Origin of the sequence: Burkholderia arboris (assembly GCF_902499125.1) — a bacterium.
Classification (GTDB): domain Bacteria; phylum Pseudomonadota; class Gammaproteobacteria; order Burkholderiales; family Burkholderiaceae; genus Burkholderia; species Burkholderia arboris.
Map to the genome: position 1 here is coordinate 175,076 of NZ_CABVPX010000006.1, position 17,939 is coordinate 193,014.

16 protein-coding genes are annotated in these 17,939 nt (G+C 68.7%); 5 read left to right on the top strand and 11 right to left on the bottom strand.

All coding sequences use genetic code 11. The annotated features are described in order from the left end of the window. Positions 1–174 precede the first annotated feature (174 nt). Complete coding sequence (locus BLA15945_RS09880) at positions 175–681, bottom strand: cupin domain-containing protein (RefSeq protein WP_174992205.1); 507 nt, start codon at positions 679–681, stop codon at positions 175–177. 364 nt (positions 682–1,045) lie between these two features. Beyond that, the gene (locus BLA15945_RS09885) at positions 1,046–1,516 is read right to left on the bottom strand and encodes a universal stress protein (RefSeq protein ID WP_174992206.1); all 471 of its coding nucleotides are present in this window, start codon (positions 1,514–1,516) and stop codon (positions 1,046–1,048) included. Positions 1,517–1,836: 320 nt separating this feature from the next. Between BLA15945_RS09885 and BLA15945_RS09890 the strand changes: the two genes are divergently transcribed. After that, the gene (locus BLA15945_RS09890) at positions 1,837–3,951 is read left to right on the top strand and encodes a PAS domain S-box protein (RefSeq protein ID WP_174992207.1); all 2,115 of its coding nucleotides are present in this window, start codon (positions 1,837–1,839) and stop codon (positions 3,949–3,951) included. Continuing rightward, positions 3,948–4,595 (top strand): response regulator, encoded by a 648-nt coding sequence (locus BLA15945_RS09895; protein ID WP_059240604.1) that lies wholly within the window; start codon positions 3,948–3,950, stop codon positions 4,593–4,595. The genes BLA15945_RS09890 and BLA15945_RS09895 overlap by 4 nt, the downstream gene beginning before the upstream one ends. A gap of 38 nt (positions 4,596–4,633) precedes the next feature. Here BLA15945_RS09895 and BLA15945_RS09900 read toward each other — a convergent pair whose 3' ends face one another. Then, positions 4,634–5,038 (bottom strand): lysozyme inhibitor LprI family protein, encoded by a 405-nt coding sequence (locus BLA15945_RS09900; RefSeq protein ID WP_059240605.1) that lies wholly within the window; start codon positions 5,036–5,038, stop codon positions 4,634–4,636. A 325-nt stretch (positions 5,039–5,363) separates the two neighbouring features. Here BLA15945_RS09900 and BLA15945_RS09905 point away from each other — a divergent pair, with 325 nt between their 5' ends. The 3 genes from BLA15945_RS09905 to BLA15945_RS09915 are packed head-to-tail and all read left to right on the top strand — an operon-like array spanning position 5,364 to position 7,682. After that, entirely contained in the window at positions 5,364–5,966 is a 603-nt protein-coding gene (locus BLA15945_RS09905) for a DUF1326 domain-containing protein (RefSeq protein WP_059240606.1), read from the top strand. A 23-nt stretch (positions 5,967–5,989) separates the two neighbouring features. Further along, positions 5,990–6,778, top strand: coding sequence for a DUF2182 domain-containing protein (locus BLA15945_RS09910; RefSeq protein ID WP_174992208.1), 789 nt, complete (start codon positions 5,990–5,992; stop codon positions 6,776–6,778). 7 nt (positions 6,779–6,785) lie between these two features. Then, complete coding sequence (locus BLA15945_RS09915) at positions 6,786–7,682, top strand: DMT family transporter (RefSeq protein WP_059240608.1); 897 nt, start codon at positions 6,786–6,788, stop codon at positions 7,680–7,682. Between the two features lie 77 nt (positions 7,683–7,759). On the opposite strand, the gene BLA15945_RS09920 is transcribed toward BLA15945_RS09915, so the two are convergent. The 8 genes from BLA15945_RS09920 to BLA15945_RS09955 form a co-directional block, all read right to left on the bottom strand. After that, on the bottom strand, positions 7,760–8,350 hold the full coding sequence (locus tag BLA15945_RS09920) for an SCO family protein (protein ID WP_059240609.1): 591 nt from the start codon (positions 8,348–8,350) through the stop codon (positions 7,760–7,762). After that, positions 8,347–8,772: a hypothetical protein gene (locus tag BLA15945_RS09925; protein ID WP_233464171.1), complete on the bottom strand. Its 426-nt coding sequence runs from the start codon at positions 8,770–8,772 to the stop codon at positions 8,347–8,349. Before BLA15945_RS09925 ends, BLA15945_RS09920 begins: the two co-directional genes overlap by 4 nt. Before the next feature lie 26 nt (positions 8,773–8,798). Beyond that, positions 8,799–11,207 (bottom strand): ricin-type beta-trefoil lectin domain protein, encoded by a 2,409-nt coding sequence (locus BLA15945_RS09930; RefSeq protein WP_407045094.1) that lies wholly within the window; start codon positions 11,205–11,207, stop codon positions 8,799–8,801. A 190-nt stretch (positions 11,208–11,397) separates the two neighbouring features. Continuing rightward, positions 11,398–11,727, bottom strand: coding sequence for a DUF4148 domain-containing protein (locus BLA15945_RS09935; RefSeq protein ID WP_174992210.1), 330 nt, complete (start codon positions 11,725–11,727; stop codon positions 11,398–11,400). Positions 11,728–11,951: 224 nt separating this feature from the next. Beyond that, complete coding sequence (locus BLA15945_RS09940; RefSeq protein ID WP_174992211.1) at positions 11,952–12,821, bottom strand: PilZ domain-containing protein; 870 nt, start codon at positions 12,819–12,821, stop codon at positions 11,952–11,954. A 79-nt stretch (positions 12,822–12,900) separates the two neighbouring features. After that, entirely contained in the window at positions 12,901–15,477 is a 2,577-nt protein-coding gene (locus BLA15945_RS09945; RefSeq protein WP_174992212.1) for a penicillin-binding protein 1A, read from the bottom strand. 174 nt (positions 15,478–15,651) lie between these two features. Further along, positions 15,652–16,659, bottom strand: a complete 1,008-nt coding sequence (gene lhpH, locus BLA15945_RS09950) for a trans-3-hydroxy-L-proline dehydratase (RefSeq protein ID WP_174992213.1) — start codon at positions 16,657–16,659, stop codon at positions 15,652–15,654. A gap of 69 nt (positions 16,660–16,728) precedes the next feature. After that, complete coding sequence (locus BLA15945_RS09955) at positions 16,729–17,850, bottom strand: branched-chain amino acid ABC transporter substrate-binding protein (protein ID WP_059240613.1); 1,122 nt, start codon at positions 17,848–17,850, stop codon at positions 16,729–16,731. Between the last annotated feature and the right edge of the window lie 89 nt (positions 17,851–17,939).

A 17,939-nucleotide genomic window follows, 5' to 3' on the forward strand; every position in this document is an offset into this window, starting at 1 on the left:
CTGGAAGACATGCGGGCCGCGCGACGAGGCCGTCGGACGGCTGCGCAACGGCCGCCGCGGCACGTCCGCGACCGACCGGTGCATCACGCGCATTCTAAACGGGTTTGGCCGCGATCGCGCGGAACACCGGCCATCGGCGCGGGCTTTGCGCCGATGGCGGCACTTCCGTGACAGTCACACGTCGGGACGCGGCGCGAGCCGGGCGACATGCTCCGCGTAGTCGGGAAACGCGGCGGCCAGCGCGGCCGCATCCGCCAGCTCGAATTCCGAGAACTCGAACCCCGGCGCAACCGTGCAGCCGACGAGCGCAACATGCTCCGGCGACGCGCAACGCGCACCGAACCAGCTGCCGGCCGGCACGACCGCCTGGAACACGGTGCCCGGATGCGTGAGCGGGTTGCCGAGCCGGTGGATCGTCAGCCCGTCGCGCTCGTCGAGCACCCACACTTCGATCGGGTCGCCCGCGTAGAAATGCCAGACTTCGTCGGAACGGATCCGGTGCCACGACGAATACGCGCCGTCGCACAACAGGTAGTAGATCGCGGTCGACGCAGCGCGTGGCGCGCCGTCGGCCGGACGCACGACCGGATCGGCCGCGCGGTAGGTTTCACGGAAATAGCCGCCTTCGGGATGCGGCTGCAGGTCGAACTGGCGAATCAGGTCGGTGGCGGAAATCGGCATGGCGGATGACGTCGGTAAGGTAGGAAACCGGCATCCGGCGGCCGGCCCGGTTCATTACCCGTGCGACCGGTTCCAGCCGGATGCCCCTGCGTCGATCGCCGCGGCCATGCACGCGGCGAACAAGCGGACACCGGTCGATGCTGCCAGAACTGCATGCAGGGATGCAACCTCGCGCGTGCAATCCCGGTCCTGCGGGCGGGTGCGCGGCGCCCGCTTCCGGCGCGCTGCGACAGCGGCGACAGCCGCGCTTGCGCGCGAAGCGCCGGCCAGCGCTTCGCGTGTTTCATCGGGCAGATGTGCGGCACAAATGCATACAGCTGCGTCCTGCTCGGGCAGTGCATGCATCGACGCGTACCGCGTACGGCTACGCGGCCGCCGTCGCGCCCGGCTCGCCGTGCCGCACCAGCAACACGGGCCGGTCGGCCGCCCGCAGCAGCGATTCCGCGACGCTGCCGAGCAACAGCCGGCGCAGGCCGTGCCGCCCGCTGGTGCCCATCACGATCAGGTCGGCGTCGGCTTCGGCCGCCGTGCGCATCAGCACCGTCGCGATGTCCTCGCCGTACGCATCGAGCGCGCGCACGGTGCCCTGCACATGCTGCTGCGCGAGCACCGCTTTCGCATCGTCGAGCACCGGCGTCGCGGCATCGGTCGCGGCCGCATCGCCGTCGCGCTCGGCCGCGAAACCTGCGTCCACATCGACGAGTTGCGGCCGATGTTCGACAACATACGCGCAGGTCACTTCACCGCCGGACGCCGCCGCGATCCGGATCGCCTCGTTCAGCGCGAGACGCGCGCTCGGGCTGCCGTCGAGCCCGACGAAAATCCGCTTGTACATGGTCCGTCCCTCCGACCGGGCACGCGTCGCGCCTGGCGCCACGCGTGCCCGTTACCGCAAGCCGGCCCGATGCCGGCTCGCCTGCCGAACAGTCTGCCCCACGTGCCGACGCGCGCGTTGATGCGCGTCAAGCGCGGCCGGCGCGCCCGCTGCTTCACGCCATTTGCCGCAATTTCTGCTGACCCCATTACAAAAAAAGTGTAAAACGCGCACAATTTCATCTTGAAAATAGTCGTTGCACGCAGCCGGTGCGAGTTTTCCCCGGTTTTGCCGCGCTGCCCGAGTGCCCCGGGCAGCCCGAACAACAGAATGGCCATCGAATGACCGCCAGTGGAACCCCGACGCGTGACGCCCGAGGGCCCACGCGCCTCCAGATCATGTTACGCCAGCCGCTCGCGGCCGGCGTCGTTGCGCTGTGCGCCGGCGCCGTGCTGTCGCTCGGCGTCGCGCTGCTGGTGCGCGAGCAGTGGCAAGGCGCCGTCCGTACGCGTTTCGAACGCCGCACGACGCACGTGACCGCGATGCTGCGCCACGAGTTGCAGGCCGGCGTCGCCGTGCTCGAAGGCGCGCGCGGCGCGTTCGGCCTCGTCCCGGATATGACGCCCGAGCAATGGCGCCGCTATGCGGAGACGCTCGATCTCGACAGCGGCCGCTCGCCGGTCCGTCAGATCGGCTATGCACCGCTGTCGCCCGCCACCCGCAGCGCCCTCGCCGGCGCGAAGCCGTTGCCGCCCGGTCCGCTCGCGGCCGCGGCGCTCAGCGCGCCCGCGTCGAACTCGCCGGTCGTCCGCTTCGGCGCGTCCGACGCGGCGCCGCTGACGCGCGCGCTGCAGACCAGCGACATCGCGCTCGGCGTCCACCCGGTCGACGACGATACCTCGCGCGACGCACGCACCCTTACGCTGTTCCTGCCCGTGACCACGTCGCCGCGCGCGGCCGCCACGCCGTCCGGCACGCGCGAGGCCGGTGCCGACGGCGTGCTGTTCGCGGCGCTGAGCCCGCGGCGGCTGGTGGAGCGCGCGCTCGACGCGGAACGCGGGATCGACCTGTGGATGACCGCAGGCGGCGATTCGCGCGTAATCGGCAGCCTCGAGACGACGACCGACGAGGCGTCGGCATCGCCCGACCTGCTGCGGCGCACCGACGTGCTGAATTTCGGCGGCACCGTGCTGACGCTCGCCTATTCCGCCGACGGCCGCCCGAGCGCGACCGGCGCGCAGCGCGCGGCCGGCACCGTGCTCGGCGCGGGGCTGATCGCGTCGATCGCATTCGCGGTGCTCGTCCATGCGCTGGTGCGCGGCCGCGCCGGCGCGGCCGCCGATGCCGGCGCGAGCAGCCGCGGCATCCTCAACGAGGCGCGGATGATGGGCATCATCCGTTCGTCGATGGAAGCGATCATCACGATCGACGAGAAGCAGACGGTCGTGATCTTCAATCCGATGGCCGAGCAGGTGTTCGGCGTGTCCGCGATGGAAGCGATCGGTGCGCCGCTGTCGCGCTTCATCCCCGAGCGGTTCCGCGCCGCGCACGCGAAGCACGTCGACCAGTTCGGCGTGACGGGCGTGTCCGAGCGGCAGATGGGCCGCCAGCGCGTGCTGTTCGGGCTGCGCGCGAACGGCGAGGAGTTTCCGATCGAGGCGTCGATCTCGCAAATTCGCGACGCGTCGGGCAAGCTTTATACGGTGATGCTGCGCGACATCACCGAGCGGCTGCGTGCCGAGAACGCGCTGAAGCAGTCGCGCGAGGAGTTGCGCGAACTGTCGGCGAACCTGCAGAACGTGCGCGAAGAGGAAAAGACGCGCATCGCGCGCGAACTGCACGACGACCTCGGGCAACAGCTCACTGCGCTGAAGATGGACCTGTCGGTCGTCGAGCAGCAATTGCGCATGCCCGGCCACGCGCAGCCCGGCGAAGGCGTGCAGTCGCACCTGCAGGGCATGCGGCGGCTGATCGACGCGACGGTCGCGTCGGTGCGGCGCATCGCGGCCGACCTGCGGCCGGTGATGCTCGACGATCTCGGCCTCGTGCCGGCGATCGAATGGCTCGCGAACGATTTCACGAACCGCTACGGCATCGATGTCGAGCGCCACATCGAAACCGGCGGCCTCACGTTCACCAGCGCAGGCGCGACCACGCTGTTCCGCATCGTCCAGGAAGCGCTGACGAACGTCGCGCGCCATGCGGATGCGACGCGCGTGGCGCTGCGGCTCGACATCGAGGAAGGCTTTTGCGTGCTGCGCGTCGCGGACAACGGCCGCGGCGCGGCGCCCGGCGGTCCGGCCCACGAGGACAAATCGTTCGGCCTGATCGGCATTCGCGAACGCGCACACATGCTGGGCGGCACCGTGACGATCGACACCGCGCTCGCGCGCGGTTTTTCGATTACCGTTGCATTTCCGCTCAGCACCGTTCAACAGGAAACGCTCATCACATGATCAAGGTGCTCATCGCCGACGACCATACGCTCGTACGCGACGGTCTGCGGCACATTCTCCAGAACGCCACCGGATTCGAGGTGGCCGGCGAAGCCTGCGACGGCCCGTCGACGATCGCGCTCGTGCGCGCGACGCCCGCGCAGGTGCTCGTGCTCGACCTGTCGATGCCGGGCCGCAACGGCGTCGAACTGATCAAGCAGATCAAGGACGAGAAGCCCGCGCTGCGCGTGCTCGTGCTGACGATGCACGCGGAGCAGCAATACGCGGTGCGCGCGTTCCGCGCGGGCGCGTCCGGCTACCTGACGAAGGAAAGCGCGAGCGCGGAGCTGGTCGGCGCGGTCACGAAGGTGGCGGCGGGTGGCGTTTACGTGAGCCTCGCGATGGCCGAGCAGTTCGCACAGAGCCTGAACGAGCCGGCCGAGACGCTGCCGCACCAGCGGCTGTCCGACCGGGAATTCGACGTGTTCCGGCGCATCGCCGCCGGCCAGACGCTGACCGAGATCGCGAACGCGCTATGCGTGAGCGCGAAGACGGTCAGCACCTACAAGACCCGGATCCTGGAAAAGATGCAGATGCCGCACGAAGCGGCACTGGTGCGTTACGCGATGCGGCACAAGCTGCTCGACGAAACGGACGACGTCTAGCCCGGTATCGCGGGCCCGGCCGGGCCCGCGCATGCCCTTTACTTCGCGGGCACCGGGCACGCGAGGTCGCCCTCCTCGCAGGACAGATAGCCCTTCAGCGTTTCGGTGCGCGCTTTCGTCAGATCATCGAGGCAGGTCGATACGACCATCGGGTACACGCTGCCGCCCTCTGCGTTCGCGCTCGAGAAATTGCATTCGGCATCGCGGTACGCAATCCATGCGCGCTGCGCATTCACGAGCTTGTCCGCGAGCGGCCGCGCATCGCGCAGGCGCCCGGTCACGGCCTGGTAGGTCCGGTTCAGCTCCCCGTCGGATTTCTTGTACGCGCGATCGGCACACGCCGTCATCGTCGCCTGATCCGTCGCGTCCGCACAATTCGCTTGTGCATGGGCGACGTTCGCCAGCAGCGCCAGCGAGCACAGCAGACCGGTCAAGACACGCATGGATGCTCCTTGTTGTTCGTTGAAATGTGGAACCCGGTGCCGGGCCGGTTGCCCTGCCGCGCCTCGGCGCGCGGCGACACCGTCCGCGATGCTAGCGCACGCGCGAACGGTTGTCAGCCGGCGCCTTGCATATCGGCCCCGCACGCCTACACTGGAAAATCGATACGCCGTTTCAGGCCGCGCTATCGCATCCATCCCGTCTTCGCTTCCGCCGCATTCCTCAGCGCATTTCGCGTTCGCGACGCCGAGCGGGCGTGACGTTTCGTCAGCCGGTTTCCTCCGCCCAGCACAACGCGCAAGCGCCGTCGCTCACCTGGAGGAAATCATGAGCTATCACCTGGAAGGCCGTCTGCTCGAGGTCTGCAACTGTCGCGTACTGTGCCCGTGCTGGATCGGTGAAGATCCGGATTTCGGCGTCTGCGACACCATCGTCGCCTGGCATGTCGACAAGGGCACCGTCGACGGCGTCGACGTCGGCGGCAACACGATCGCCGCCGTGTGCCGCGTGCCGGGCAACATCCTGCAAGGCAACTGGACGGCCGCGATCTTCGTCAGCGACACGGCGTCGGAGGCGCAGGAACAGGCGCTGCTCAAGGTCTATACGGGCCAGGCCGGCGGCCCGATCGCCGAGCTCGCGAAACTGATCGGCAAGGTCGTGTCGGTCGAGCGCGCGCCGATCACGTTCGATGTCGTCGGCGCCCGCGGCACGCTGTCGATCGGCACCGACTACCACGCGGAACTCGAGCCGTATCTCGGCCCGACCGGCGCGCAGACGACGCTGGCCGACACGGTGTTCTCGACGGTGCCCGGCGCCCCCGTGTTCGTCGGCAAGGCGCCCGTCTACCGGTCGAAGAACGCGGCGATCGGCATCGACGTCGATCTGAAGGATCACAACGCGCTGCAGAGCACCTTCCTGTTCGACGCATGAATCACGATCGTACATAAACGGCCATGGCCGCGCGGTTGCACCGGCGCCTGTTTCCGTTCGTGCTCGCGAGCCTCGTCGGGTTTGCGTGGGTCACGCTGTGGGCGTGGACGCGCAGCCCGTACGGGCGTTATCTCGAACACGGCGACGACGCGTCGTCCTTGCCGTTCAGCACGCTGTGCCGCGCGCTGCCGGGTGGGGCACTGTGGCTGCCGGCCGCGTTCGACGCAGCAGCCTGGACGCTGATGATCCTCGCGATGATGCTGCCGACGACGCTGACGCTGTTCGACACATTCGCGCGCGTCGTGTCGGGCCGCCCCGACCGCACGTGGCTGCTCGCCCTCGTCGGCCTCGGCTACGTCGCGGCATGGAGCGGCTTCGGTCTCGTCGCGCACGGCCTGCACGCGCTGCTGCTGACCGGTGTCGCACACGTGCCGGCGCTTGCGTGGCGCGACTGGTTGATCGGCGCGGCCGTCTTCGCGCTCGCCGGCGCGTTTCAGTTCAGCGGATTGAAGGCGCGCTGCCTCGAGCGCTGCCGAACGCCGCTCGGTTTCGTGATCGGCCACTGGCGCGGCCGCACGCCGTGGCGACACGCATTCGCGCTGGGCGCGAGTCACGGGCTGTTCTGCGTCGGGTGCTGCTGGGCGCTGATGCTGCTGATGTTCGTCGTCGGGGCCGGCAGCCTCGGCTGGATGCTGGCGCTCGCCGCGCTGATGGCCATCGAGAAGAACGCCGTGTGGGGACGGCAACTCACCGCGCCGCTCGGCGCCGCGCTGTTCGGCGCGGCCGTGCTGATCGTCGCCGGCCACGCGTGAGCCCGCGATGCGCCCACCCGCTTCCGCACTCGCGTCGAACATGCGGCCGGGCGTGCGCGTCGCCGCGCTGACGTCGGTCGCGATGCTTGCGTTCGCATCGAATTCGCTGCTGTGCCGGCTCGCGCTGCAGGCCGGACGGATCGACGCGGCCAGTTTCGGCAGCGTGCGCCTCGTGTCGGGCGCGCTGATGCTCGCGCTCGTCGCGCGCGCAGGTGCGCGGCGGCCCGCCCAGCCGGCGGACTGGCCCGCGGCGGCGATGCTGTTCGCGTACGTCGTGTGCTTCTCGTTCGCGTACCTGACCGTCAGCGCCGCCACCGGGGCGCTGATCCTGTTCGGCGCGGTGCAACTCACGATGTTCGCGGCGGGATGGCGCGGCGGCGAACGGTTCGCTCCCCTGGGCTGGGCCGGATTTGGCGCGGCGCTGGCCGGGCTGCTGTATCTCGTCTCGCCGGGGCTGGCCGCGCCGACGCCGAGCGGCGCCGCGCTGATGACGGTCGCCGGTATTGCGTGGGGCATCTATTCGATACGCGGCCGCCGGACAACCGATCCGGTCGCGGCGACCGCCGGCAATTTCATGCGGGCCGCGCCGCTGGCGCTCGCGTTGAGCATCGTGCTCGCCGCCCGCATTCACCTGACGCCGGCCGGCATCGTGCTCGCCGTGCTGTCCGGCGCACTGACTTCCGGGATCGGCTACGTGATCTGGTACGCCGCGCTGCGGTACCTGACCGCGATGCGCGCCGCGGCGGTCCAGTTGTCGGTGCCGCCGATCGCCGCATGCGGCGCCGTGCTGTTTTTGTCGGAACAGCCGACCTGGCGGCTCGCGCTCGCGTCGGCCGCGATCCTCGGCGGCGTCGCCGCCGTGCTCGCGAGCCGGGCCCGCAGGGCGGACGTCGCGCCGCCGTGACGCGAATCTCGCGTCGTACCGCGACCGCCCCGTCCGCGATGCCAGCGCGTACGGCGGACAGTCAGCCGGCGCGTCGGTCATGCGCGCCGCAGGATGTCCGCGACCGATTCGGCCGACGGCAATTCGTAGGTCCGCCAGATCAGCATGCCACGCCGGTCGATCACCTGGACCTGGGTGCTGTGATTGTCCAGTCCCGTGAGACCACCGCCGAACAACGCCTGCAACACGTCGACATCCCGCAGCTCCGGTGCGGCCGCGATCCAGCCCGGCCCCGCGTGGAAGCGCGCGAGCCACGCGCGCATCCGCGCGGGCGTGTCCTCGAGCGGGCTGATGCTGAGCGACAGCAACTGCACGTCGCGGTGTCGGTTCGAACCGAGTAACCCTTGCACGCGCTGGAACACGGCTCCCTGGATCGGACAGGTCGACGAACAGCCCGTGAAGAACAGCTGCAATGCGCTCACCCGGCCGTTCAGCAAAGTGTGCAGGCGGGTCGCGCGGCCGTCCGCTGTGCGCACCGGCACGTCCGGCACCGGTACCGACGGCGTGACACGCCCGCCGTGATAGCCGACGATCGGCGCGGCGCGCGCCGCGCCGGGCCGCAGCGCCGCCAGTGCGAGCGCGGCCAGCCACGTGCGTCGTTGCCGGGCGCGCTCATCGAATGTGCTCACGTCACGCCTCCATTCAGATATCGCCACAGCGCGGTGCAGTCGCGCTCGCTGAGCGTGTAGCGCGGCATCGCGACGTTGATCAGGACATAGGCCGGATCGAGCCCGGTGCGCAGCAGCGCGCAGAAGGCGTCGCGATCGTAGCGCGTCGGCGGGCCGCCCCGCCGGGCGCGCAGCGCGGTCAGCCCGTCGGGCGTGAGACGCGGCGCAAGCGAGTTCGGCACGGCCGGCCCTGCGCCCGCCGCATGACAGTTCGCGCAGCGCACCACCCGCGGCGGCAGACTGTCCGGATGGGTCGACAGCCGCCCGTGCAGCGGCGCCTCGCCGCCGAAAAGCGCGTGGCCGCGTGTGACGTCCTCTGCCGCGGCAGCGCGCCCGCCGGACATTGCCGTGACGATGCCGGCAGCCGCCACGCAAGCGGCGATCCGCCGCCCGAATCGCGACGGAGGCGTCACGAGATCTGCAGCGACGTCGATACGCTCGGCACGCCGTTCGCATCGAGCGCGAACAGCATGTAATAGCCCGGCAGCACGACGCCCGCGTCCGACGGGATCGCGAGCCGGTACGACGTTCCGGTCACTGCCGCGATCGACAGAGGAATGCGGCGCTGATCGTTGTTCGTCGTATGCGTCACCGACGACAGGCGCATCAGCACGAACGACGCGACCGGGCCGCGCGTCGCGACATCGATCGACGCGCCGCGAGTCGCCGCCGCAGGCGCGCTCGCGATCGCGGGCCGCGCGGCCGGCGAGCCGTCCGCATTGAGCAGGTAGGGCGGTGTGAGGATTTCGGCGTTCAGGTGATTGGTCGCGCAGCCGCTGCCGCACTGCCCTCCGCCGCCGGCGAACACACGGCCGTCCGGCAGCAGAATCGCGGTGCTGTGATAGGTGCGCGGCGTCTGCATCGGCTTCAGCAGGTTGAAGCGCCGGGTCTTCGGACTCCAGATCTCCGGAACCATGATCGCCGTGGTGTCGGTGAACGGCATCGGCAAGCTCTGGCCGCCGATCATCACGATGCTGCCGTCCGGCAGGATCACGCTGTTCGCGAACGCGCGCTGGTAGGTCATCCCGTTCAGCCGTTGCACCGCAACCGGCTGGTTCGGCCCGCGCGTGATGTCGATCTCGTAGACCGCGTTCGACGCATAAGTCGACGCGCTGCCGTTCTGCTGGTACGACTTCGCGCCGCCAGCCTTCAGGATCTTGCCGATGTCGTACAACGACGCGGTGCCGTTGATGCTGTACGGGTCGGTCCCGCGCGTGCCGGCGGACTGGATTGCGCCGCTGCCGGTGGTCGAGATCCAGTTCATCTGCGCACTGGGGCCGGCGTGGAACACGCTGCCGTTGCCCTGCGCAAACAGCCAAAGGTGGTTGTCGCCCCGGTAGATGCCTTGCGGATCAGGGCCAACGATGCCGGTTTCCGGTACGCCGGGCAACACCGTCCAGCTGCCGCCGTTCCAGATCTCCGCGCTCTTGCCGCCCTGGCCACCGCTCCACGAACCGCCGAGCGTCAGCACCGAGCCATTCGACAGCAGCGTGTCGCCCTGATAGCCGCGCGGAATGTTCATCGTCGCCGACGCACTCCACGTGTTGCTGTTCCAGTCGTACAGCGTCGTCTTCGGGCTGCTGTCGCCGCCGTTGACGAGCAACCTGCCGTCGGACAGCATCGCGGTGCCCGGGCAGAACATGTCCGAGCCCGCGGATGTCTCCAGGAACTGCGTTGCCCGGTTCGTCGCCGGATCGAACAGCGCGGTCTGCGTCTGCGTAGCCTTGCTGCCGACGTCATTCTGGAAGCTGAGGGTCTGGTCCGCCGACCACATCACGAGCTTGCCGTTCGGCACGTTCGCAATCCCGATCGGATTGACCGGCAACGGAATGACGGCGCTCCACGCGGACGGCAGCGTGACCGGGAAACTCTGCGGCAAGCCAAGCGTAAACTGGTCGTTCAGCGCACCCGCGCCCTGGCACGGGTACTGGATCAGCGCGGCGCCGTCCGACAGCGCCCCGCCGCTCACGTTCAGGCACATTCCGCTCGCCACCGACATGAGCCGGTAGTACGAGCCCGACGCGGCTGCGACGGTCCACTGGTCGTTCGTCTGAGCATCGCCCTGGCATGGATACTGGATCACCGGCGTTCCGCTCCCGCCGGCTCCGCCCGCCACGTTCAGGCATTGCCCGGTGCGCTGGGACACGACGTGGTAGCCGCTGCCGGCCGGCAGCAACGACCAGCCTGCATTGCTCTGGGTCGAGCACGCGCCTTGCACGATCGCCGCGCCCGCCCCGGTCGAGTTGCCGCTGATCGTCAGGCAACGGCCGCTGCCCGCGGACGCGATGTTGGAGAACGCAGCGACGGGTAGATACAGGTTGAACTGATCGTTCAGCGCGCTGGCGCCCTGGCACGGATACTGGATCAACTGCGCGCCAGATGCGCGCGAGCCGCCATTGACGTTCACGCACATGCCGCTCGAGACCGACACGATCCGGTAGCTTGCCCCGACGGCCGTGATGGTCCATTGGTCATTGGTCAGGCTGTCGCCCTGACACGGATACTGGATCAGCGGCGTGCCGCTGGTGCGCGAGCCGCCCGGTACGTTCAGGCACAGACCGCTGCCTTGCAACACGATGCGATAGTTGGCGCCGACAGGCACGAACGACCACGTCGTGTTGCCTTGTCCCGCACACGAGACCTGCACGATGCCCGCGCCGGATGCGCCCGAGTTGCCTGCGATCGCGACGCACTGGCCGCTGTCTGCCGACACGAGGTCCGAATAGGCAGCCGTGACCGCCGCCGCGGCGCTCGATGGCCACCACGCAACGAAAAACGACGCACACACCCACAAGAACGCCTGTTTCCAGGCAAGCACCGACACTCGCATGATCCCCCCGTCGCTCGGTATTAATTTCCGGCCGTATTAAAACGTCGAAACCAGGGATCGGGATGTGCGCTGGGCCACTCAATGAAGACGGCGCAAAAAAGCCCGCACGCGACAGCGTGCGGGCTTTTTCGATACGGCCTCCGGTTACGACTCCGAAGGCCTCGATGCAGCGATCTGCTTAGTGGCCGAAGTACACCGACGAGCGATCGGCGGCGGCCGGCACGACCACGCGCTGGCCGGACTGCGACGTGGCGGCGGCATTCGCGCCGTAACCCGTTGCGTCGGCTTGCGCGCCGGCGTTCTGCGCGGCGGCGATCTTGGCCTGGGCGGCCTGGATGTTTTCCGGATAGTTCATCCAGTCGTTCGGGTTGTAACCGGCCTTTTCAAGCTGGACCAGTTCGGCGCGCACTTGTGCGCGCGTCAGCGGCTGCTGGTTCGATTGAGCGAACGAGACGACCGGTGCGGCCACCAGAGCGGCCAGTGCAACTGCCTTGATCAGCGATTTCATGATGCGTTACCTCCAGGATTGTTTTGTCAGGCGCTTCGGACTCGGGGTCGTTGCGCATGAGTAGAAGTCTAGGAGTCTCGGCTATCAGGGTAAATACTTAAATCGCAAATTCACTGTTGACGGAAACCGTACAATCTCGCGGGAATAAGCCGATTCATCAGATGATTACCGGTGTTCGCGCACCGAATACCGCAATGCGTGACCCGGCGCGCGCCGCCCGCCCGTCAGCGTACGGAATCGGTATCCGCCAGCGCCATCTGCCGGTCGAACAGCAATGCCTTGAGGCGGATCCGGTCATCGGCAGCGGTTTCGCCGAACGCCGCGTGATGCAGCGTCAGCGCCGGCAGCGCCGGGTCGGCATGGACGGCCCGCACCGTGCCGTCGAGCGCCAGCAGCTCGACGCGTCCGTCCGCTTCGAACGGCAGCAGCACGCGCAACGGCTCGCCGGTTGCCGCGATCGGCCGGTCGACGGCAATCGACAGCCCGCTCAGGCTGATGTCGTGCACCATCCCGATGCGTTCCGCTCCCGCCGTTTCGCCGCTGCAGCAGGCCGCGATCCGCACCGGCACGCGCGGCTCCGCGCGCGTACGCAACCGGTCGACGAACCCGGGGGGCGACAGGGTCATGAACGGCACGCCGCCCGACGCCTGCACGAACTCGACGGTTGCGCCGAAACGGGACACCGCGGCACGGCCGATCGCAACCGCTTCGACGTCGTCGCCGCGCGTGAATTCGAGCACGGCCGCCGGCTGCGGTTCGACGAACAGCGCGCCCGACGCAGCGACGCCGATCAGCCGGCAGCGCTGCAATGCGCGGGTCGTGCCGACCCGGCGGCGGATGCCGATCGCGGCGCCCACCGACAGGCCCATGCGCGTGGCCGGCGCGGCCGCGCCGGGCGGATCGGTGTCGGCATCCTCGCGCCGGCGTACGGGGCGGAAATGGTCGAACAGGAAAGCGTGCTGCGCGGCATCGCGCAGTGTCGTGCCGGCCGGCATCAGCGCAGCGCCGTCGGCATCGTAGAGATCGAAGCCGAGCGGGATGCCGGCGGAGAGATCGTCGCGCGCGAGCGCGACGTAGTCGGTGGGAAGCCGCATCGGAAAGGCGCGGAGCGACCGCGCGAGCTGTCGTGACAACTTGATTACGGCAGCATCGCGCAGAATCTGAACGGCTTCGTTACTGCGAAGCGCCGCTCGCGTCGGGAGCGGACGGCGCGGGGGGCGGGACCGGTGAGGCGGAAGGCGCGGCACCGGCGCCCGCGCTGCTCCCGCTCGTCACGCTGGCGCTCGTCGGCGGCTGCGCGGGCTGCAGTTGCGATGCGCCGGCCGACAAGGCCGCGGCCGATGCGGCCACTTCGGACGCCGGCACCCATTCCTCGACCATGCCGCCGGACGCGGCTTCGGGCGCCGACGCGGCCGAAGCCGCCGCTGCCGAGCCTTCGTCGGCCTCGGCCGGCCGCTCGACACGCTGCGTCCTGACCGGCGCAGGCGCCTTCTTCTGCTCGGGCGGGAACCATGTGTCGAACAGGTCGGTCACGCGCTCGCGCAGCGACGCGAACCAGCCGGGCGACGGCTCGGTATCGAATTTCGCCTTCGTGTCGACGATCCGGGCGCGCTGCGCGCGCTGGAAGAAATCACCGACGATCGGCAGCGCGCTGTGCGCGCCCTGCCCCCAGTAATCGCTGCGCAGCGTCACGCGGCCGTCGTCGAAGCCGACCCACGCGCCGGCGACGAGGCCCGGCTGCATCAGGATGAACCAGCCGTCCGCGTTGTCCTGCGTCGTGCCCGTCTTGCCGGCCACGTCGCCGCGGATCCCGAAACGCGTGCGGATGCTGCCGCCCGTGCCGCGCGTCACGACATCGCGCATCACGCTCAGCAGCGTCTTGTCGGTTTCGGCATCGAGCGCGCGCTCGGGCGGCGCCGGCGCGTACTCGGCGAGTACTTCGCCCTGGCGGTTCTCGATGCGTGTCACCATCTGCGGCTCGACGTACAGCCCGCCGTTCGCGATCGTCGCGTACGACGCGACCATTTCCTTCAGCGTGACCGGGCTCGTGCCCAGCGCCAGCGACGGCACGCGTTCGAGCGGGCTTTCGCGCACGCCCATGTCGCGAGCGAGCCGCGCGACGGCGCCAGGCCCGACCTTTTCCATCACCTGCGCGGTGATCCGGTTGCGCGACAGCGCGACCGCGTCGCGCAGCGTCATCGGCTTGCCGGTCGGCGGCACGTCGTCGTTCGGCCGCCAGATCTCGCCGCCCTTCAGCGGAATCTCGACCGGCTGGTCGATGAACGTGTCGTCCGGCTTCATCCCGCTCGCGAACGCGACGCCATAGACGAACGGCTTGAACGTCGAGCCCGGCTGGCGCCGCGCCTGCGCGACGTGGTCGAACGGCTCGCTGGTGAAATCGCGGCTGCCGACCCATGCACGGATTTGCCCGTCACGCGGATCGATCGCGAGGAAGCCGGCCTGCACGTCGGTCTTCGCCTTGCACAGCGCGCGCATGAAGCCGCGGTCGGCCGCGAGCAGCTTCATCGCGGCCGCATCGTCCTTGCCGGCATCCTGCGCGGCCTTGTACTCGGGCGACTCGCGCATGAAGGTGCGGAACACCTCGTTGTCGGTGCCGCAGCCGTCGCGGCCGCTCCACGCGTTGTTCGCGATGCCCTGCAGCTGATTGCCCTGCAGCATGAGCGCCTGCGTCGCCATCTGCTGCAGCCGCGAGTCGATCGTCGTGCGCACGATCAGCCCGTCCGAGTAGATGTTGTAGTCGTTACGGTCGGCCCACGCGATCAGCCATTTGCGCAATTGCTGCGCGAAATGCGGCGCCGGCCCCGGCGGCTCCTTCTGGCGCTCGAAGTCGATGCGCAGCGGCCGGCGCTGCAGTTGCGCGAACTGCGCGGGCGACAGCTTGCCGTACTTCACCATCTGGCCGAGCACCGTGTTGCGCCGCTGCAGCGCGCGCTCGGGGTTCAGCACCGGGTTGTAGTAGCTGTTGCCCTTCAGCATCCCGACGAGCGTCGCGCTGTCGAGCACGTCGAGCTCATCGGCCGACTTGTCGAAATAGGTCCGTGCGGCCATCTCGACGCCGTACGCGTTGTACAGGAACGGCACCGTGTTCAGGTAGGTCTCGAGGATCTGGTCCTTGCTGTAGACCGCTTCGATCTTCAGCGCGGTGATCGCTTCCTTCACCTTGCGCGTGAGCGTCGGCGCGCGGCCGATCTCGTCCGGATACAGGTTGCGCGCGAGCTGCTGCGTGATCGTCGAGCCGCCCTGGCGGCTGCCGGAGAACGTGTGGAGCGCGGCCGACGCCGTGCGCTTCCAGTCGAGGCCGTGGTGTTCGTAGAAGCGGTGATCCTCGGTCGCGATCAGCGCGTCGACCATGTGCGGCGAGATCTGCTTGAGCGGCACCCACTCGCGGTTCGACGGCTTGAATTCGGCCAGCAGCTTGCCGTCGGCGGACAGCACCTGCGCGGGCTGGTCGACGCGCGCCTTGCGGATGTCGCCGATGCCCGGCGTGAACGGGATCAGCACGACCACGTAGACGACGAACAGCGTCGGCACGGCGGCGGCCGTGAGCAGCACGCCGCGGCGCGTCGGGTGGCGGACATGATGCCACGCGGCGGCGGCGAGAGGCTTGACCCGCGCGACGGCGGCAGCCGCGACGGGTTGGGCGCGCGCGGCCCATCTGGCACAAAAGTCACGCACTGACGACACGTTTCGGCGATTCACGCGGGTGGAGCTCGGCTGAAAAGGGTGCATCGTACCAAACTCGCACGCCCCGCCGGCCCGCTGCGGCGTTGTGCCGGCCGAGACTCGCGCGGGTGCGTGGCCCCGCACACGCAAAAAAGGCGCGTGCCCCGCAACGGGAACGACGCGCCAAACCTGGTACAACAACCGGGAAACCGCGCGACGGCGGCCGATCGGCGCCGCTGCTCAGCGCACGAGGAATCCGTACGTGAGCGGATCGCGCTCGTCGACGATCCAGTTCGCGAACCCGCAGATGTGCGCGCTGCCCTCCACTTCCGGAATCACGGCCGGGATGTCGCCGACCGTCGTTTCGCGCAGCACGCGCCCCTTGAAGATCGTGCCGACGATCGACTCGTTGACGAGCGTGTCGCCCGCCGCGAGCAGCCCGCGCTGGTACAGCTGCGCGACGCGGCCGCCGGTGCCGGAGCCCGTCGGCGAGCGGTCGACCTCGCGATCCGCGAACACGCAGCAGTTTGCCTGCGTCGAGCCCGGGTGGCGCGGCGCGTTCGCGATGATCGTGCCGTAGATATGGTTGATTTCCGGGATCTCCGGATGGACGACCGGATACTTCGCATTCGCGGCGGCCTTCACTTCCGCGCCGAAGCGGATCAGCCTTTCGACGGCCGATTCGCGCACCGGCAGGTCGAACGGCGCGCCGTCGGCATAGAAATAGAACGCGCCGCCATACGCGATGTCGCCCGTCACGGTGCCGAACGACGGCGTCTCGACCGACACGTCGCGCTGCCAGATGAACGACGGCACGTTGACGAAGCGCACCGGGCCCGCGTGCTCGCCGTCCCATTTGACGAAGGCCTCGATGAAACCGCACGGCGCGTCGATGCCGACCCGCGTTTCCGGCACCGTGCGCTGCACCCAGCCGAGTTCGACCGCGGCGGTCGACAGCGCGATCACGCCGTGTCCGCAATGGTCGCTGTAGCCTTCGTTGTGCACGAAGATCACGCCGAAATCGGCATTCGGCGACACCGGCTCGGTCAGGTAGCCGCCGTACATGTCGGCGTGGCCACGCGGTTCGAACATCAGCGCGCGGCGGATCTCGTCGGCGTTCTCCTTGAGCCACGCGCGGCGCTGGACGATCGTGTCGCCGACCAAGCGCGGCAGCCCGCTCGTGACGATACGGAACGCTTCGCCGCCCGTATGGACTTCGACGGTGGAAAGGGATCGGGAAATTTTCATGTCGAATCGGATGCGTTGAAACGAAGGACGGCGGGCCGGCCGCCGTCCGGTGACAGGCCGGTGGCGCAGTTACTTCGCGTACGGCTCCGGCAGGCCGTTGCGGATCACGTAGACGGTGGTCGGCGCGCCCTTCAGGTCGCCGTTCGCGTCGAACGAATAGGTGCCCGCGACGCCGGCATAGTTCGACTTCGCGAGCTGCGCGGTCAACTTCGCCTTGTCGGTGGTCGTGCCGGCCTTGACCATCGCGTCGGCGAGCAACTTCATCCCGTCGTAGTAGTTGACGCCATAGACCTGCGTATCGGTGTGATACGCGTCGTGGTACTTCTTCAGGAATTCGCGGCCGGCCGCCGTCTTCTCGAGCGCGACGCCACCCTGCGCGCAGTAGACGATCGACGCCGCGTCGCCCGCGACCTTGCCCATGTCCGCCGAACAGATGCCGTCGCCGCCGAGCAGCTTCGCGCGCAGCCCGCGCTGCTTCATCTGCTTGGCCATCGGCGCGCCCTGCGCCGCGTAGCCGCCGAGGAAGATCACGTCGGGGTTGCTGGCCTTGATCTTGGTGAGAATGCCGAGAAAATCCGTCGCCGACGAGTTCGTGTATTCCTGGTCGACGATCTTGATTCCGTTGGCCTTCGCGACGTTCATGAATTGTTCGGCGACGCCCTGCCCGTATGCGGTGCGATCGTCGATCACGGCGGCCGTCTTCGCATGCAGCGTCTTGGCCGCAAACGTGGCCATCGTGCCGCCGAGCTGTTCGTCGCTCGCGCCGATCCGGAAGATGTTCTTGAAGCCCTGCTTGGTCAGCGCCGGGTTCGACGCGACCGGCAGGATCGGCACACCGGCCGTCGAATACACACGCGACGCAGGAATCGCAACGCCGGAGTTGTAAGGTCCGAGCACCGCGACGACCCCCTTGTCGACGAGGTTCTGCGCGACCTGCACGCCGGCCTTCGGGTCGGCCTGGTCGTCTTCGGAAACCAGTTTGAACGTGACGGCCTTGCCGGCGACCTTGATGCCGGCCTTGTTGAGTTCGTCGACGGCGAGCCGCGCGCCGTTTTCATTGTCCTTGCCGTTCGCGGCCTGCGGGCCCGTCAGCGGCGCCGAATGGCCGATCATCACGACTTCCTGCGCGTGCGCGGAAGTCAGCGCGCCGGCGGCAACAGCCACCGAGAGCGCGGTAACGAGGTGTCGCATGATGTCTCCTGATTGGTTTTGAGTGAAACCAATGTAGGACACGCGTGGTCACATCGCAAGCAATTTCAAAATAATTTCTGGCATTTTGG

Coding starts and splice junctions, on each gene's coding strand:
- BLA15945_RS09880 (WP_174992205.1), bottom strand. CDS start 681: ATGCCGATTTCCGCCACCGACCTGATTCGCCAGTTCGACCTGCAGCCG.
- BLA15945_RS09885 (WP_174992206.1), bottom strand. CDS start 1,516: ATGTACAAGCGGATTTTCGTCGGGCTCGACGGCAGCCCGAGCGCGCGT.
- BLA15945_RS09890 (WP_174992207.1), top strand. CDS start 1,837: ATGACCGCCAGTGGAACCCCGACGCGTGACGCCCGAGGGCCCACGCGC.
- BLA15945_RS09895 (WP_059240604.1), top strand. CDS start 3,948: ATGATCAAGGTGCTCATCGCCGACGACCATACGCTCGTACGCGACGGT.
- BLA15945_RS09900 (WP_059240605.1), bottom strand. CDS start 5,038: ATGCGTGTCTTGACCGGTCTGCTGTGCTCGCTGGCGCTGCTGGCGAAC.
- BLA15945_RS09905 (WP_059240606.1), top strand. CDS start 5,364: ATGAGCTATCACCTGGAAGGCCGTCTGCTCGAGGTCTGCAACTGTCGC.
- BLA15945_RS09910 (WP_174992208.1), top strand. CDS start 5,990: ATGGCCGCGCGGTTGCACCGGCGCCTGTTTCCGTTCGTGCTCGCGAGC.
- BLA15945_RS09915 (WP_059240608.1), top strand. CDS start 6,786: ATGCGCCCACCCGCTTCCGCACTCGCGTCGAACATGCGGCCGGGCGTG.
- BLA15945_RS09935 (WP_174992210.1), bottom strand. CDS start 11,727: ATGAAATCGCTGATCAAGGCAGTTGCACTGGCCGCTCTGGTGGCCGCA.
- BLA15945_RS09940 (WP_174992211.1), bottom strand. CDS start 12,821: ATGCGGCTTCCCACCGACTACGTCGCGCTCGCGCGCGACGATCTCTCC.
- BLA15945_RS09945 (WP_174992212.1), bottom strand. CDS start 15,477: ATGCACCCTTTTCAGCCGAGCTCCACCCGCGTGAATCGCCGAAACGTG.
- lhpH (WP_174992213.1), bottom strand. CDS start 16,659: ATGAAAATTTCCCGATCCCTTTCCACCGTCGAAGTCCATACGGGCGGC.
- BLA15945_RS09955 (WP_059240613.1), bottom strand. CDS start 17,850: ATGCGACACCTCGTTACCGCGCTCTCGGTGGCTGTTGCCGCCGGCGCG.